Origin of the sequence: Sphingomonas gei, from assembly GCF_004792685.1 — a bacterium.
Lineage (GTDB): Bacteria > Pseudomonadota > Alphaproteobacteria > Sphingomonadales > Sphingomonadaceae > Sphingomonas > Sphingomonas gei.
Genome location: NZ_SRXT01000003.1, coordinates 194,570 through 208,772 on the forward strand (window position 1 = coordinate 194,570; position 14,203 = coordinate 208,772).

Below are 14,203 nucleotides of genomic sequence, written 5' to 3' on the forward strand. Positions count from 1 at the left end.
GGCCGAACGGGGTTGGCGCAGCCTGCAATCACGAGGTGGCAGCATGACGATCAACCAGAGCGGCTGGCGCCCCACCACGCCGCAGGCCGGCGAAGCCGCGGGCGCGACTTCCACCGGCAACCGCGCGCTGATGCTCGAAGAGCCCTTGATCTTCGAGATCGGCTCGACCGAGACCACGGGCGTCGATTTCGCCGAGGCGCCTTCGGGCAAGTCGCGCCTCGCCGGCCTGGACCGTTCGAAGCCCATCGGCCTCCCCGGCCTGTCCGAACCCGAGGCGGTGCGCCATTATACCCGGCTCAGCCGCCAGAATTACGCGATCGACCTTGGCCTGTTCCCGCTCGGCTCGTGCACGATGAAGCACAATCCGCGACTCAACGAGCGGATGGCGCGGCTCCCCGGCTTCGCCGATCTCCACCCGCTGACTCCGGTCGATTCGTGCCAGGGCGCGTTCGAAGTGATCCACCAGCTCGCGCATTGGCTGGTGACGCTGACCGGCATGCACTCGGTCGCGATGAGCCCCAAGGCCGGCGCGCATGGCGAGCTGTGCGGCGTGCTCGCGATCCGCGCGGCGCTCGACGCCAAGGGCGAGCAGGCCCGGAAAGTGCTGCTGGTCCCCGAAAGCGCGCACGGCACCAATCCCGCCACCGCGGCGTTCGCCGGCTTCTCGGTCGAGGACATTCCCGCGACCGAGGCGGGCCGGGTCAATCTCGAAGCATTGAAGGCGCGGCTCGGCCCCGACGTGGCGGGGGTGATGATCACCAACCCCAACACCTGCGGCCTGTTCGAGCCCGACATGCGCGCGATCTCGGATGCGGTCCACGCCGCGGGGGGCTTCGTCTATTGCGACGGCGCCAATTTCAACGCGATCGTCGGCCGCGTCCGTCCGGGCGATCTCGGCATCGATGCGATGCACATCAACCTCCACAAGACCTTCTCGACTCCGCATGGCGGCGGCGGGCCGGGGTCGGGGCCGGTGGTGTTCTCCGAAGCGCTGACGCCGTATGCGCCGCTGCCGTTCGTCGAGAAGCAGGGCGATCAGTTCATCTTGGTCGAGGAAGAGACCGCGGGCGAGCATCATGCGTCGAGCTTCGGCCGGATGGTCGCCTTCCACGGCCAGATGGGCATGTTCACCCGGGCACTCACCTACATCCTCAGCCACGGTGCCGATGGCCTCCGCCAGGTCGCCGAGGATTCGGTGCTCAACGCCAACTATATCCTGCGTTCGATGGAGGATGTGCTCGACGCGCCGTTCGCCAAATCGGGTCCGTGCATGCACGAAGCGATCTTCAGCGATAAGGGCCTGCCCGAGGGATTCTCGACGATCGATATCGCCAAGGGACTGATCGACGAGGGTTTCCACCCGATGACGGTCTATTTTCCTTTGGTCGTGCACGGGGCGATGCTGGTCGAGCCGACCGAGACCGAAAGCAAGGCCACGCTCGATCAATTCATCCACGCCTTCCGTTTCGTCGCCGAAAAGGCTAAGGGCGGCGATCTCGCGATCAAGACCGCGCCGCATTACGCACCGCGGCGGCGACTCGACGAGACGCTCGCCGCGCGCAAGCCGGTGCTGGTCTACAAGGAGCCCGAACGGGCACAGGCGGCGGAATAGCCGCCGCTCAGGAGCAAGAATACCGAATGACGTACAACGATACTTTCAGCGACCGCGCCGGACGCTCGGCGGATGCCAAGAAGGCATTGCTCGAAAAGCTCAAGGCCGCGCCCAAGCTGAGCGAGGCCGAACTGGCCGAGCGCAAGGCAGCACGCCTCGCCCGCGAACAGGCGGTCGAAGACGAGCGCGCGGCGAAGCTGGCCGCGATCGAGGCCGAAAAGGCTGCGATCGAGCAGGCCAAGCTCGATGCCGAAGCCGCCCGTGTCGAAGCGAAGCGCGTGGCCGAGGAGCAGGCCGCGGCCAAGGCTGCCGACAAGGCCGAAGCCGCCAGGGCTGCCAAGGAGAAGCTCGCCGCTTCGTTCATGCTCCCGAGCAAGGGCAGCGAGAGCCGCTACCCGGCGCGCAAGGGCAAGAAGTAAGCCGTTTCGGCGGTGCGCCGGAAATGAGCGCCCGCCGCCACGCCCCGGCCACCGAGCGCAACCGCGATTCGATCGCGGCGGTGCTCGAGGCCGAACTGCCGGCGAGCGGACTGGTGCTGGAAATCGCGAGCGGTAGCGGCGAGCATTGCGCATATTTCGCCGTACGATTCCCGGCGCTGCAATGGCAGCCGAGCGATCCCGAGCAAGCCGCGCGCGCATCGATCGCCGACTGGTGCGCCGGCCTGCCCAACGTCCTGCCACCGCTCGGGCTCGACGCGGCGGCGGAGACTTGGCCGATTGCTGCTGCCGACGCGATCCTGTGCGTCAACATGGTCCATATCAGCCCGTGGGAAGCCACTTTGGGGCTGATGGCGGGCGCGGGGCGGCTGCTCGCACCGGGCGCCGCGCTCATTCTCTACGGACCCTATCGTCAGCGCGACGTGCAAACCGCCGAGTCGAACGAGGCGTTCGACGTATCGCTCAAGGCACGCGACTCGCGCTGGGGGCTGCGCCAGGTCGAGGACGTGTCCACCGCCGCCGCGGCGCGCGGACTGGCGCTCCAGCGGATCGTGCCGATGCCGGCCAACAATCTCGGCTTGGTGTTTCGGCGGGGCTGAAAGGTGGCGACCTGCGGTTCCTCTCGCGTCGAGGGAGGGGTTAGGTCGCAACAAAATACCGTCATCCCGGAAGCCGGTTTTCTTCAAATCTCTGATTTGACAAGAAAATCGATCTGTCCGGGATCCACCGTGCAGCAAGCCTCCGATGGAGAGGTGGATCCCGGACTGAAGGCTCTCCAGCGGAAAACCTGCGGTTTTCCGGGAAAGCGTAACATCCGGGATGACGAAAACGGCCGATTGAATCCGGGTCCTGGGGCTCATCGCCATCCGTCTCGTCCCCGGCCCCCCGCCGATTGCTCAAAGCTTGCAATGTAGGATTTCGCCTGCTTGGCTAGCGCGGTCGGCTGGTCGCCGGCCGCTCTTTCAATTGTTCGGAAACTCGATCCTGCGAAATGCGCGCAAGAATATTGCGAGATCGATCGCGCTTCGCAAACCCAGCCAACTTAACGCCCGTCAAACCCCGATTTCGGCCGCTTGTATCGGCGCGATCGAGTCGCGCTCTGCGAAGGCAGGGGCGGGAGTTGCAGCTTACGAAGCAGCGGCGTCGCTGGCGCCTTCGGTGTTGCGCACATGCAGCACCCGCTCGCGCCAGACGATGTAGAGCCCGCTGGCGATGATGATCGGCGCGCCGAGCCAGGTCCACGGCGTCGGCCAGGCGCCGAAGATCAGCCAGCCGTAGAACGTCCCCCAGATCAGGCTCGAATAGTCCATCGGGATCACTGTCGAGACCGGCGCAAAGCGAACCGACGCGGTGAGCGCGAGCTGGGCGACTCCGCCGACGATGCCGATCGCGATCAAATTCGCCCAGGTCAGCCAGTCGTGCGACTGCAGCTGGAAGGCATAGGCCACCCCGAGCGGGGGCAGCGACAGCACCGAAAACCAGAACACCGTGGTGCCGGCGCTTTCGGTCTTGCCGATCTGGCGCAGCGTGATCGCGACGATCGCCACGAACAGCGCCGCGAGCAATCCCACCACCGCGCCGAACAGTGGAAACTGGCCGCTGCCGGGCTGGGCGACGATCAGCACGCCCGCGAAGCCGATCACCACCGCGCCCCAGCGGTGCCAGCCGGTCTTCTCGCGCAGCACCAGCGCGCCGAGCAGAGTCGCGAAGATCGGCACGGTGAACTGGAGCGTCGTCGCCTCGGCGAGCGGCAGCAGCAGCACCGCGCCGAAGGTGAAGACCATGCCGGTGAGCCCGATCGCCGTGCGCGTCAGATGCGCGCCGAAGCGTGCGGTGCGGATCGAACCCAGGCCGGGCCCCATCAGGATCCAGGCAGTGACGATCGGCACCGCCCAGAGCTGGCGGTGAAACATCGTCTCGACCAGAGTCGCGCCGCGCGTCTCGGCGAGCTTGATCAGCGCCGACATCGTCGACAGGCACAGGATCGCCACGAGGCGCAAGGCCAGGCCCTTGAAGACGCTTTCGGTTCTCGCCACCGCCACATCGTGCGGTTAGGCGGCGGTGCTGCGGCGCACAACCCTCTCTGTCAGCCGGGACGCCAAGCCAACCATCTGGTTGGCTCGATCCAGGCGGTCAAGCCCGCCTAGAAACGTCTAAATATCTGACAACGAAAGCGTTATTCTGAAATAGGGTCGGGGGCGGGCAGGCATTCAAACACGCGATTCGAGTCAAGCGGAGTCAATTGACTCGCCTTGCCGGCGCGGCCGCCATTGCGGGCGTTGCCCACGCGCCTTAGAGGCACGGCCATGATCAAGCACGCGCTCAACGTCACCCGCGAAAAGGATTTCGCCGCCTGGTATCAAGCCGTCATCTCGGAGGCCGATCTGGCCGAGGAGAGCGGGGTGCGCGGATGCATGGTCATCCGGCCGTGGGGCTATGGCATCTGGGAGCGCATCCAGCGGCTGCTCGACGATCGCATCAAGGCGACCGGCCACGAGAATTGCTATTTCCCCTTGTTCATCCCGCTCTCTTATTTCGAGAAGGAGGCCGAGCATGTCGACGGCTTCGCCAAGGAAATGGCGGTGGTCACGCATCACCGGCTGATCCAGAAGGACGGCAGGCTCGTCCCCGATCCCGATGCGAAGCTCGAGGAGCCGCTGGTCGTGCGGCCGACGTCAGAGACGGTGATCGGCGCGGCCTTCTCGCGCTGGATCCAGTCGTGGCGCGACTTGCCCGTGCTGATCAACCAATGGGCCAATGTGGTGCGCTGGGAGATGCGCACCCGGATGTTCCTGCGCACCAGCGAGTTCCTATGGCAGGAAGGCCATACCGCGCACGCCAGCGAAGCCGAGGCGCGCGAAGAGACGCTCAAGATGCTGGAAGTCTATCGGTCGTTCGCCGAGGACTGCCTCGCAATGCCGGTGGTCGCCGGCGAAAAGCCCGAGAATGAGCGCTTCCCCGGCGCGGTCTCGACCTACAGCATCGAAGCGATGATGCAGGACGGCAAGGCGCTCCAGGCGGGCACCAGCCATTTCCTCGGCACGACCTTCTCGACCGCGCAGAACATCCGCTTCCAAAATGCCGAGGGCGAGCTCGAGCTGGCGCAGACGACCAGCTGGGGCGTCTCGACCCGGATGATCGGCGGCGTGATCATGGTGCATGGCGATGACGACGGGCTGCGCGTGCCGCCGCGCGTCGCGCCGTGGCAGATCGTCATCGTGCCGATGCTGCGCGATCAGCCCGAGGATGCTGCGATCGTCGATTATTGCAAGACGCTCCAGCAGGAACTGGCAGTGTTCAGCGCGTTCGGCGAGCCGGTGCGCGCATTGCTCGATTTGCGCCCTGCCAAGGCGGCGACCAAGCGCTGGGGCTGGGTCAAGAAGGGCGCGCCGATCGTGGTCGAAGTCGGCGGGCGCGACGTTGCCGGGGCGAACGTCTCGGTGATCCGCCGCGACCGGCTGTACCGCGAGGACGGCAAGCTCGACAGCGCAGTGGTGCCGCGCGCGCAGCTCGTCGACGAGGCCACCGCGATGTTGGAGAGCATCCAGCAGGCGCTCCACTCCCAGGCACGCGAGCGGATGGACACCAATATCCGCCGCGACGTGACCGACTATGCCGGGCTCGAAGCGGCGTTCGAAGGCACGAAGCCGGGCTGGGTCGAAGTCAGCTGGTCGAAGCCCAGCGGAGCGGAGTTGGACAAGGTGGTCGAGCGGCTCAAGGCGCTCAAGCTCACCTTCCGCAACGTACCCGAGGGCGCCGCGCCAGCGGAGGGGAATTGCATCTTCACTGGCGCGCCCGCGGTCGAACGCATCCTGGTCGCGCGGGCTTACTGAGCCGATGGCGGTGCGGTCGCTCTTCGCCTCCTTGCTCTATCAGGAGGCATTGGGCGACGACGCGCTGATTGCCGAGTTGGAAGGCTCTTGCCTCCAGCTCGCCGAGGACGACCGGGCCGGTCGCGGCTGGGCGAAGGAGCATGGCTATCGGGGCTATACCTCCTATGCCTCGCTCAACGACTTGCCCGTGCGTGACCCCGCCTTCGCCGATTTGAAGCGGCTGCTCGACAGGCACGTTGCCAGATTCGCCGATGCCTGCGGGTTCGATCTCGGCGGCAAGAAGCTCAAGCTCGATAGCCTCTGGGTCAATGTCCTCGATGGCGGCGGCGCGCATAGCGGGCACATCCACCCGCACAGCGTGGTCTCCGGGACGGTCTATGTCGTGCTGCCGGCGGGATCGCGTGGGCTGCGGCTCGAAGATCCGCGGCTGGCGATGATGATGGCCGCGCCGCCGCGCCGCGCCGATGTCGCCGAGGCGCTGCGCGGCTTCGTCGAGGTAGTGCCGGAGCCCGGGACGGTGCTGCTCTGGGAAAGCTGGCTGCGGCACGAGGTTCCGGCGGGTTCGGGCAAGGGCAAGAGGATCAGCGTGAGCTTCAACTATCGCTGGTAGCGGGGGGACGGAGATGGTCGATCGACGGACGGTGCTGGCGGGTGCGCTGATGCTTCCCGTGGCAGCGCGCGCCGAGCGATGGGACGCGATCGTCGATCCGCGCACCGGAACGCTCGGCAAGGCGCTCGAACAGGCGGCGCAAGCTGGAGGTCGCCCGTTCCGGATCCTGGTGCGGGCCGGTATCCTGGTCGAGAAACTGACGGTCACGGTTCCCAACGTGACCATCGCCGGCGATGGCTATGGCGCGATCCTGAGCTACGGTACCTATGCTGGCATGCAGCATGCCGATGGCGGCATCTGGGGCACGGGCCGGACCGCGACACTGACGATAGCCGCACCGGGCGTGACGCTGCGCAATCTCACGATCCGCAACAGCTTCGACTTCATCGGTGCGAAGCGCGACGGCGCGGGGAATGGCGCCCAGGCGGTGGCGTTGATGATCCGCGCCGAGGCCGACCGGACCCGCGTCGCGGACTGCCAGATCGAAGGCTATCAGGACACGCTCTACATCCAGTCGCGAAGCTGGCTGAGCGGCTGCCGGATCCTGGGCGGCGTGGATTTCATCTTCGGCGGCGGGGCCGCGTGGATCGAGGGATGCGAGATCGTCACGCGCTTCGTCCCGGGCGCCGATACTTCAGGCTATATCGCCGCGCCGAGCACACCCGCGGCACAGCCTTTCGGCCTGGTGTTCCATGTCTGCCGGCTCAACCGCGAGCCGGGCGTGCCGAAGCGCTCGACCTGGCTCGGGCGGCCGTGGCGCGCCGGGGGCAACATGGCGCTGACCGGGCAGGCAGTGTTCGTGCAATGCGTGATGGACGCGCACATCAAGCGCGAGGGCTGGACCTGGATGGGGTATAAGGGCCCGGATGGCGAGCAGCGGCGGCTAACGCCACAGGAGGCACGACTGTTCGAGATCGGCAGCCGCGGGCCGGGCGCCGGGCCCACCTCGCCGACACGGCGCATGCTGAGCGCAGGCGAGGTCGCGAACTTCACGCGGACCAACGTACTCGACGACTGGGACGGGCTGGCCGGCTGAGGCTCAGCAGATGACGAGCGTGAGCGAGCGCATCAGGCTCCGGTCGATCGGCGCGTCGAAGCGGCAGCCGATATGGTCGCCATTGTTCCAGATGACCGTGGCGGAGACGGGCAGGCTGTCCTGGAGGCGCAGCCAGACGCGGTCGCCCTCGGGATGCTCGCTGGTGCAGGCGAGGCGGCACCCATAGACCGAGAGGTCGCGCAGGATCGCTTCGGTCGACGCATTGCCTTGCTTGCGCACGGTGGCGCGCGTCACGGTGATGCGATGCCGCGGCTCGCTGCGCTGTTCCACCAGCGCAGGCCCCACCGTCCGGAATTGCGATAGCCTGGTAGCCATAACTCTCCTGCCCCCCGGCAGAAGTGCTAACGGCGGAGTTATCAACAACTCGTTAAGCGAATCTTGCGGTCCACCACGTAGTAAACGCTTCACGCTCGACTGCCGACAGGTGCAGCCCGAGCTTCGAGCGGCGGAACAGCGCATCATCTGGCGTGCGCGCCCATTCGCGTTCGTGCATCCAGCGCGCTTCGATCTCGGTGAGCCCAGCGCCGAGCGCGGCGCCCATGCCGGCTTCGTCCTGCACCCCGTCGAGCATCTCAAAGAGCAAGGTGCCGTAAGCATGCGCCATCCGCCGCGCGCGCTGCTCGCCGAGGAAGGGCCAGCGCGTGCGGACATGGTCGAGATGAAGGTCGAAGCCGGCGATCATCCCGCCCGGAAAGGCGCGGGCACGGGTGCGGCAGCGCGGTTCTACGCCGAGCGGCGGGCCGATCTTTTCCATCGCCTCTTCGGCAAGCGCGCGCGCCGTGGTGATCTTGCCTCCGAAGATCGACAGCAAAAGCGGGCCGTCGGTGTCGAGCTCGAGGACATAATCGCGCGTGACCGCCTGCGCCTTGGCGGCACCATCGTCGTGGAGCGGGCGGACGCCCGACCAGCTCCACCGCACGTCGGCAGGAGACACCTGCCGCGTGAAATAGCGGTTCACCGCGTCGCACAGGTACTGCGTTTCTTCGTGCGAACAGATCGCATCCTCGGCCCGCTCGACGGGAATGTCGGTGGTGCCGATCTCGGTAAAATCGCCTTCATAGGGGATGGCGAAGACGATCCGCCGGTCGGGCTGCTGGAGGATATAGGCATGGTCGCCTTCGGACAGGCGGGGGACGACGATGTGGCTGCCCTTGACCAGCCGAACCTGCGAACCGGTCTCAACAGGCAGCTTATTGATTATCGTTCGCACCCACGGGCCGGCGGCGTTGACCAGTCCGCGTGCCTCGATCGTGCGGCCGTCGGACAGGCTGACCTGCCACCGGTCTGCGGCGCGGGTGGCCGAGACGAACTCGGTGCGCGTGGCGATCTCGGCGCCCTGCGCGGCGGCATCGAGCGCGTTCGCGAGCGTCAGGCGCGAATCGTCGACCCAAGCATCCGAATAGACGAAACCCCGATGCTCGCCGGCGAGGGGTTCGGTGAAGGTCCGGTCGCCTGCGTTTAGACTGCGCGCGCGGGGCAGCGAGGATTTGCCGGCGAGCAGATCGTAGAGCCACAGCCCGGCACGGACCATCCACCACGGGCGCACGGCATGCGCATGCGGCAGCACGAACGCCATCGGGCGGATCAGGTGCGGCGCGGCAGCGAGCAGGCGTTCGCGCTCGTGGAGCGCCTCACGGACCAGCCGGAACTCCCGGGTCTCGAGGTAGCGCAGCCCGCCGTGGATCAGCTTGGTCGAAGCCGACGAGGTGTGGCTGGCGATATCGTCCTTCTCGACGAGCAGCACCTTGAGCCCGGCAAGCGATGCCTCGCGGGCGATCGCACAGCCATTGATCCCGCCGCCGATGATGAGAAGATCGTAGGGCACGTGGACTGCGTTACGGTGTTGGTACAAAGCCCGCGAGTCCCTATCTTGGTGTCCAATGGCAAGAAAAATTACAAAAGCGGGGCTGCCCACACGCGAGCAGATCCTGAACTTCATTTCCACGTCCGACACCGCCGCCGGCAAGCGCGAGATCGCCAAGGCGTTCGGGCTGTCGGCGCAGGACAAGATCGCGCTCAAGGCGCTGCTCAAGGACATGGCCGACGAGGGGCTGATCGACAGCGCCCCGGGCCGCGCCTTCCACAAGATGGGCGGACTGCCCAAGGTCACCGTGCTGCGGATCACCGATGCCGATGGCGACACGGTCTGGGCCGTGCCCGAGCGCTGGGAGGTCGAGGGCATTCCGGTACCGCGGCTGCGCGTCCGCGAGCAGCGCGGCAAGCGATCGGCGCTGGGACCCGGCGACCGCATCCTCGCGCGCACCGAGGAGGCCGGCAACGGCTGGATCGCGCATCCGATGAAGAAGCTCGCCGGCGGCGAAGAGCAGATCCTCGGCGTGGTCCACGAGGAAGGCGGGCGGCTCTATCTGCAGGGCGTCGAGAAGAAGGATCGCCACAGCTATCCGATCTCCGAACGCAACGGCGCCGAGCCGGGCGATCTCGTGCTCGCGAACAAGGCGGGGAAGCCGCCGCGGATCTTCGCGCACGTCGTCGAACGCCTGGGCGATCCGTTCGCGCCACGCAGCTTCTCGCTGATCGCGATCCACCGCCACGGTATCCCCAATGTCTTCTCGGACGAGTTGCTGGCCGAGGCCGAGCGCGTCTCGAAGCAGGCGCTGGGCGAGCGCGAGGACCTGCGGGATTTGCCGATCGTCGCGATCGATCCGGCCGATGCGCGCGATCATGACGATGCGGTGTGGGCGGCGCTCGACGACGATCCGAAGAACGAGGGCGGCTGGAAGGCGGTGGTCGCGATCGCCGATGTCAGCTTCTATGTCCGGCCGGGCTCACAGCTCGACCGCGAGGCGCGCAAGCGCGGCAATTCGGTCTATTTCCCCGACCGCGTCGTGCCGATGCTGCCCGAGATTCTCTCGGCCGAAATCTGCTCGCTCAAGGAAGGCGAGGACCGTGCGGCGCTGGCGTGCCACCTGCAGGTCGGCAAGAATGGCGAGCTCAGGAGCTGGCGCTTCACCCGCGCGGTGGTCAGCCTCGCGGCGAACATTGCCTATGACGATGCCCAGACGATCATCGACGGCGCGGGCAGTGCGCGCGCCTTGCTGGACGAACGCTTTGCGCCGGGCGCGGAGCGGCGCGAGGCGATCGAGCCGGCGCTGCGCCATTTGTGGGATTGCTGGCGCGCGCTCAACGCCGCGCGCGAGAAGCGCGAGCCGCTCGACCTGGATCTGCCCGAGCGGCGGATCGTGCTCGACGAGATGGGGCGGATCCTCTCGGTGGCGCCCCGCGAGCGGCTCGACGCGCACAAATTGATCGAGGACTATATGATCGCGGCCAACGTCGCCGCGGCGAAGGCGCTCGAGGCGAAGAAGGCGCCGGTAATGTACCGCGTCCACGAGCCGCCGGCGCGCGAGAAGCTGGTCGCGCTCAAGGAATATCTCAAGACCTACGACATGGAATTCGCGCTGGGGCAGGTGATCAAGCCGGCGACCTTCAACCATATCCTCGAGCGGGTGGGCGAAGCCGATTTTCGCGACGAAGTGATGCAGCAGGTGCTGCGCACCCAGACCCAGGCCTATTATGGTCCACAGAATGCCGGGCATTTCGGCCTCTCGCTCGGCAGCTACGGGCACTTCACCTCGCCGATCCGCCGCTATGCCGATCTGATCGTCCACCGCTCGCTGGTCGAAGCGTACAAGCTCGGGCCGGGCGGGCTGACTTCGGAAGAAGCCGGGTCGATGGACAAGATCGGCGAGAGCATCTCGAACCTCGAGCGCCGCGCGATGGAAGCCGAGCGCGAGACGGTCGACCGCTATGTCGCCGCCTATCTTTCGGCGCATGTCGGCGAAGTGATGGATGCGCGGATCACCGGGGTACAGAATTTCGGCTTCTTCGCGACGATCGACGGCATCGGCGGCGACGGGCTGGTTCCGGTGCGCGACCTGGGCTCCGAATATTTCCGCTACGACGAAGCGAGCCAGCGCCTGATCGGCGAGGACACTGGCGAATTCTTCGCGCTGGGCCAGCGGCTCAAGCTGCGGCTCGCCGAAGCGAACCCGATTTCAGGTGCGCTGCGCTTCGAACTGCCTGACGGCAAGGGCTCGGCGTCGAGCGGCGGCGGGCGCGAGGAGCGGGGCAGGGGCCCGAAGCGCGTGATCAAGCATCGCGGCCGCCCCGCGAACATCCGGCACCAGGGGCGCAAGCGATAGGCTGAGCCGCCGCCGACGAAAGGTCACACCAAGGTCACACTATGCCGCACTTCCAGCGGCGGTGGGGCCGGTGTGACCGGTGTGGAAGTGTCGACAGTGCAGCTCAAACGCGATTTGCGTTCCGGCCGGTATCAACACTTTGAAAGAGCGGTCGCGGACGGCCCGTGACACACCATTGCAGCACTCGAAATCCTACATTGCAAGCGGGTTCATTCGATCGCGAAAGTCAGCCCGGCATGCGCCTCGAGCCGCTTCTTGAGCGGCTCGGCCATCAGCGCGCCCGGGGTCCAGATCCCGCCTTCGCCCTGCACATCGCGGATCAGGCAGAGCGCGCTTTCGGCGATCATCTTGCTGGTCGAGCCGTACCCCGGATCCCTGTCGCCCGTGACGGTGGCGGTGAGGCGCTCGCCCGAGGGCATCTCGGCGATGAAGGCGATGTCGTAATAGCCGGTCTCGCGTTCTTCCTTGCTCGGGCCTTCGCCGGGGGCGGGCCCCTTGTCCGAGTTCATCGGGTTCATCTTGGCGATCGCCTCGGCCGCGGCCTTGCCGATGTCGCCGAGGCCCGGGGCGACCATCATCTCGTCGTAGCGGAAATCCGCGCCATAGAGATGGCCGGCGAGGAAATTGGTGCGGTGGACGTTCTTGGTGTTGATCACTGCCATCATGAACGGCGCGACCCACCCGCCGACGGCGTCGTCATATTCGGGCAGTACGCCCTTGGGCTGGCTCGGCCCGACAAAGCCGGGAGTGAGCGCGAACGGGTCGATCAGCGCCTTGAGCACTGCCGGGTCCTTGGCGGCGGCCATCGCCGTCGCCTTGCCGCTGGCAAAGGTGCCGCCCGAGAAAGTGCCCTTCATCGCGCGGACGCGGCCCTTCACGCGCGGCGCGGGCTTGCCGAAGCGGCGAATGGCTTCCTGCTCGACGGTCCAAACCCCGAGATCGAACGGGATCGAATCGAAGCCGCACGAGAAGACGATCCGCGCGCCGCTCGCCTTGGCGGCATCGTGATATTTGCCGATCATTTCCTGCATGAAATTGGGCTCGCCGCAGAGGTCGACATAAGCGGTGCCGGTCTCGACGCAGGCGGCGAGCAGCGGCTCGCCATAGAGCTGGTACGGGCCGACGGTGGTGACCACGACCTGCGCGCGGGCAGTCAGCGCGGTCAGCGCCGCGGGATCGTCGGCATTGGCGGTGAGCAGCGGCGTATCGGCCGGCGCGCAGATCTCGCTGCGGACTTGCTCGAGCTTGGTCAGCGAGCGGCCGGCCATCGCCCATTTCACGTCGGCATAGTTGGCCGCGAGATATTCGGCGACGAGACGGCCGGTGAAGCCGGTGGCGCCATAGACGACGATCTCGAATTCGCGGTCGGCCATTGCTCTCTCCTCGTCGTTCTGCGCCTTGCGCGATCGTCATCGGTGCCCGTTCGGCATACATACCCATTATTCTGAAATGAAGAACGGGCAAATCCTGACGGACCCGAATGGCGGGGCTGCCGATCGACGCGACAGGTTTTTAGCCCCGGAAGAGGTCAGGTCGTGCCGTCAGCGCATATAATTGATGGTAAATGCGGCAAGGATCGCCGCTCTTGCGGAGACTCACATGACTTTCGGCACTTTCATCGAGCCCTATGAGCAGGCGCACGAAGTGGACGCGCTCGCGGCGGGGCTGAGCGCCAGCATCGCCTCCGGCTATCGCGCGGTCGGTCAGATTGGCGCATTGCTGGGCCAGAGCCGCATTTTCGACCGTATCGTCGCGAAGCTCCAGGCGCTCGGCCTCGACTATGAGGACCAGTGCTCGGCGCAATATTATTTCGATCTCGTGCGCACGCTTCGCGACTTCAACGGCGAGTTCGATCGGGTGGTCGAAGTCGGCGTGTTCATGGGAGGTTCGTCGACCTTCCTCGCCGGCTGCATCGAGCCGTTCGATTTCGATCTCGACATGGTCGACATAGATCCCAACTTCCTCCGCTTCGCCTATGAGCGGGTGCGGCGGATGTACCCGGAAGCGGCCAAGCGCATCCGGCTCTTTCACGGCGACCTGCCGAGCTATGTACGCCACGTCATGCTGGGCGAGCCTGACCATCGGACGATCGTGCACCATGACGGCTCGCACGAGTTCAATCAGGTCGTGAAAGACATGTCTTCGCTTTATTATGTCCGCGAGCAACTGTTCGCGATCATCGCCCAGGACACGCATCTCCGCGGAACGATCCAGAACATGAACTTCGTCGACCTCGCGCTTTACGCGGTCTTCGGCACCGATCTGAAATATGCGTCCATCGGCGCCGCATATGACCGGTTTGACTCGCTCACCCAGCCCAATGCATTCCAGGGCAATTACTTCCTGCCGGGTGTCGCCGAGGGTGTGGTGCTGCCGATGGCGGCAAACCATTTCCAGTACCCGCACCCCGAGCTCAGCATCGACGATTTCCTGCCCCCCGCGCACGCGTGTGAAGTCTCGCTGGCGGCCTGAGGGGCCGCGAACCGACCCT

12 protein-coding genes are annotated in these 14,203 nt (G+C 66.2%); 8 read left to right on the forward strand and 4 right to left on the reverse strand.

The features are described 5' to 3' along the window. Positions 1-43 precede the first annotated feature (43 nt). Genes gcvPB through E5A73_RS08095 form a run of 3 tightly spaced genes read left to right on the forward strand, consistent with a single transcriptional unit; the run spans position 44 to position 2,648 of the window. A complete protein-coding gene (gene gcvPB / locus E5A73_RS08085) occupies positions 44-1,612 on the forward strand; it encodes an aminomethyl-transferring glycine dehydrogenase subunit GcvPB (RefSeq protein WP_135963312.1) in 1,569 nt (522 codons plus the stop codon). Between the two features lie 26 nt (positions 1,613-1,638). Next, complete coding sequence (locus E5A73_RS08090) at positions 1,639-2,031, forward strand: DUF6481 family protein (protein ID WP_206366425.1); 393 nt, start codon at positions 1,639-1,641, stop codon at positions 2,029-2,031. Between the two features lie 23 nt (positions 2,032-2,054). Continuing rightward, a complete protein-coding gene (locus E5A73_RS08095; protein ID WP_135963313.1) occupies positions 2,055-2,648 on the forward strand; it encodes a DUF938 domain-containing protein in 594 nt (197 codons plus the stop codon). A 528-nt stretch (positions 2,649-3,176) separates the two neighbouring features. On the opposite strand, the gene E5A73_RS08100 is transcribed toward E5A73_RS08095, so the two are convergent. Beyond that, positions 3,177-4,091: a DMT family transporter gene (locus E5A73_RS08100; protein ID WP_135963314.1), complete on the reverse strand. Its 915-nt coding sequence runs from the start codon at positions 4,089-4,091 to the stop codon at positions 3,177-3,179. A 264-nt stretch (positions 4,092-4,355) separates the two neighbouring features. Here E5A73_RS08100 and proS point away from each other — a divergent pair, with 264 nt between their 5' ends. Genes proS through E5A73_RS08115 form a run of 3 tightly spaced genes read left to right on the forward strand, consistent with a single transcriptional unit; the run spans position 4,356 to position 7,528 of the window. After that, complete coding sequence (gene proS, locus E5A73_RS08105) at positions 4,356-5,882, forward strand: proline--tRNA ligase (RefSeq protein WP_135963315.1); 1,527 nt, start codon at positions 4,356-4,358, stop codon at positions 5,880-5,882. A gap of 4 nt (positions 5,883-5,886) precedes the next feature. Then, entirely contained in the window at positions 5,887-6,492 is a 606-nt protein-coding gene (locus E5A73_RS08110) for a TIGR02466 family protein (RefSeq protein WP_135963316.1), read from the forward strand. A gap of 13 nt (positions 6,493-6,505) precedes the next feature. Further along, complete coding sequence (locus E5A73_RS08115; protein WP_135963317.1) at positions 6,506-7,528, forward strand: pectinesterase family protein; 1,023 nt, start codon at positions 6,506-6,508, stop codon at positions 7,526-7,528. Positions 7,529-7,531: 3 nt separating this feature from the next. On the opposite strand, the gene E5A73_RS08120 is transcribed toward E5A73_RS08115, so the two are convergent. Beyond that, positions 7,532-7,864: a PilZ domain-containing protein gene (locus E5A73_RS08120; protein WP_168355858.1), complete on the reverse strand. Its 333-nt coding sequence runs from the start codon at positions 7,862-7,864 to the stop codon at positions 7,532-7,534. Between the two features lie 52 nt (positions 7,865-7,916). Next, a complete protein-coding gene (gene glpD, locus E5A73_RS08125; protein WP_240700090.1) occupies positions 7,917-9,401 on the reverse strand; it encodes a glycerol-3-phosphate dehydrogenase in 1,485 nt (494 codons plus the stop codon). 28 nt (positions 9,402-9,429) lie between these two features. On the opposite strand from glpD, the gene rnr reads away from it, so the two are divergent. Next, entirely contained in the window at positions 9,430-11,712 is a 2,283-nt protein-coding gene (gene rnr / locus E5A73_RS08130) for a ribonuclease R (RefSeq protein ID WP_135963320.1), read from the forward strand. Between the two features lie 209 nt (positions 11,713-11,921). On the opposite strand, the gene E5A73_RS08135 is transcribed toward rnr, so the two are convergent. Continuing rightward, positions 11,922-13,085: a saccharopine dehydrogenase family protein gene (locus tag E5A73_RS08135; RefSeq protein ID WP_135963321.1), complete on the reverse strand. Its 1,164-nt coding sequence runs from the start codon at positions 13,083-13,085 to the stop codon at positions 11,922-11,924. A gap of 226 nt (positions 13,086-13,311) precedes the next feature. Here E5A73_RS08135 and E5A73_RS08140 point away from each other — a divergent pair, with 226 nt between their 5' ends. Then, a complete protein-coding gene (locus E5A73_RS08140) occupies positions 13,312-14,184 on the forward strand; it encodes a class I SAM-dependent methyltransferase (protein ID WP_135963322.1) in 873 nt (290 codons plus the stop codon). Positions 14,185-14,203: the final 19 nt, after the last annotated feature.

What these genes read in the sequence shown, in the direction of transcription:
- proS (WP_135963315.1), top strand. Translation starts at nt 4,356, where the DNA reads ATGATCAAGCACGCGCTCAACGTCACCCGCGAAAAGGATTTCGCCGCC.
- E5A73_RS08120 (WP_168355858.1), bottom strand. Translation starts at nt 7,864, where the DNA reads ATGGCTACCAGGCTATCGCAATTCCGGACGGTGGGGCCTGCGCTGGTG.
- gcvPB (WP_135963312.1), top strand. Translation starts at nt 44, where the DNA reads ATGACGATCAACCAGAGCGGCTGGCGCCCCACCACGCCGCAGGCCGGC.
- rnr (WP_135963320.1), top strand. Translation starts at nt 9,430, where the DNA reads ATGGCAAGAAAAATTACAAAAGCGGGGCTGCCCACACGCGAGCAGATC.
- E5A73_RS08115 (WP_135963317.1), top strand. Translation starts at nt 6,506, where the DNA reads ATGGTCGATCGACGGACGGTGCTGGCGGGTGCGCTGATGCTTCCCGTG.
- E5A73_RS08135 (WP_135963321.1), bottom strand. Translation starts at nt 13,085, where the DNA reads ATGGCCGACCGCGAATTCGAGATCGTCGTCTATGGCGCCACCGGCTTC.
- E5A73_RS08095 (WP_135963313.1), top strand. Translation starts at nt 2,055, where the DNA reads ATGAGCGCCCGCCGCCACGCCCCGGCCACCGAGCGCAACCGCGATTCG.
- E5A73_RS08090 (WP_206366425.1), top strand. Translation starts at nt 1,639, where the DNA reads ATGACGTACAACGATACTTTCAGCGACCGCGCCGGACGCTCGGCGGAT.
- E5A73_RS08110 (WP_135963316.1), top strand. Translation starts at nt 5,887, where the DNA reads ATGGCGGTGCGGTCGCTCTTCGCCTCCTTGCTCTATCAGGAGGCATTG.
- E5A73_RS08140 (WP_135963322.1), top strand. Translation starts at nt 13,312, where the DNA reads ATGACTTTCGGCACTTTCATCGAGCCCTATGAGCAGGCGCACGAAGTG.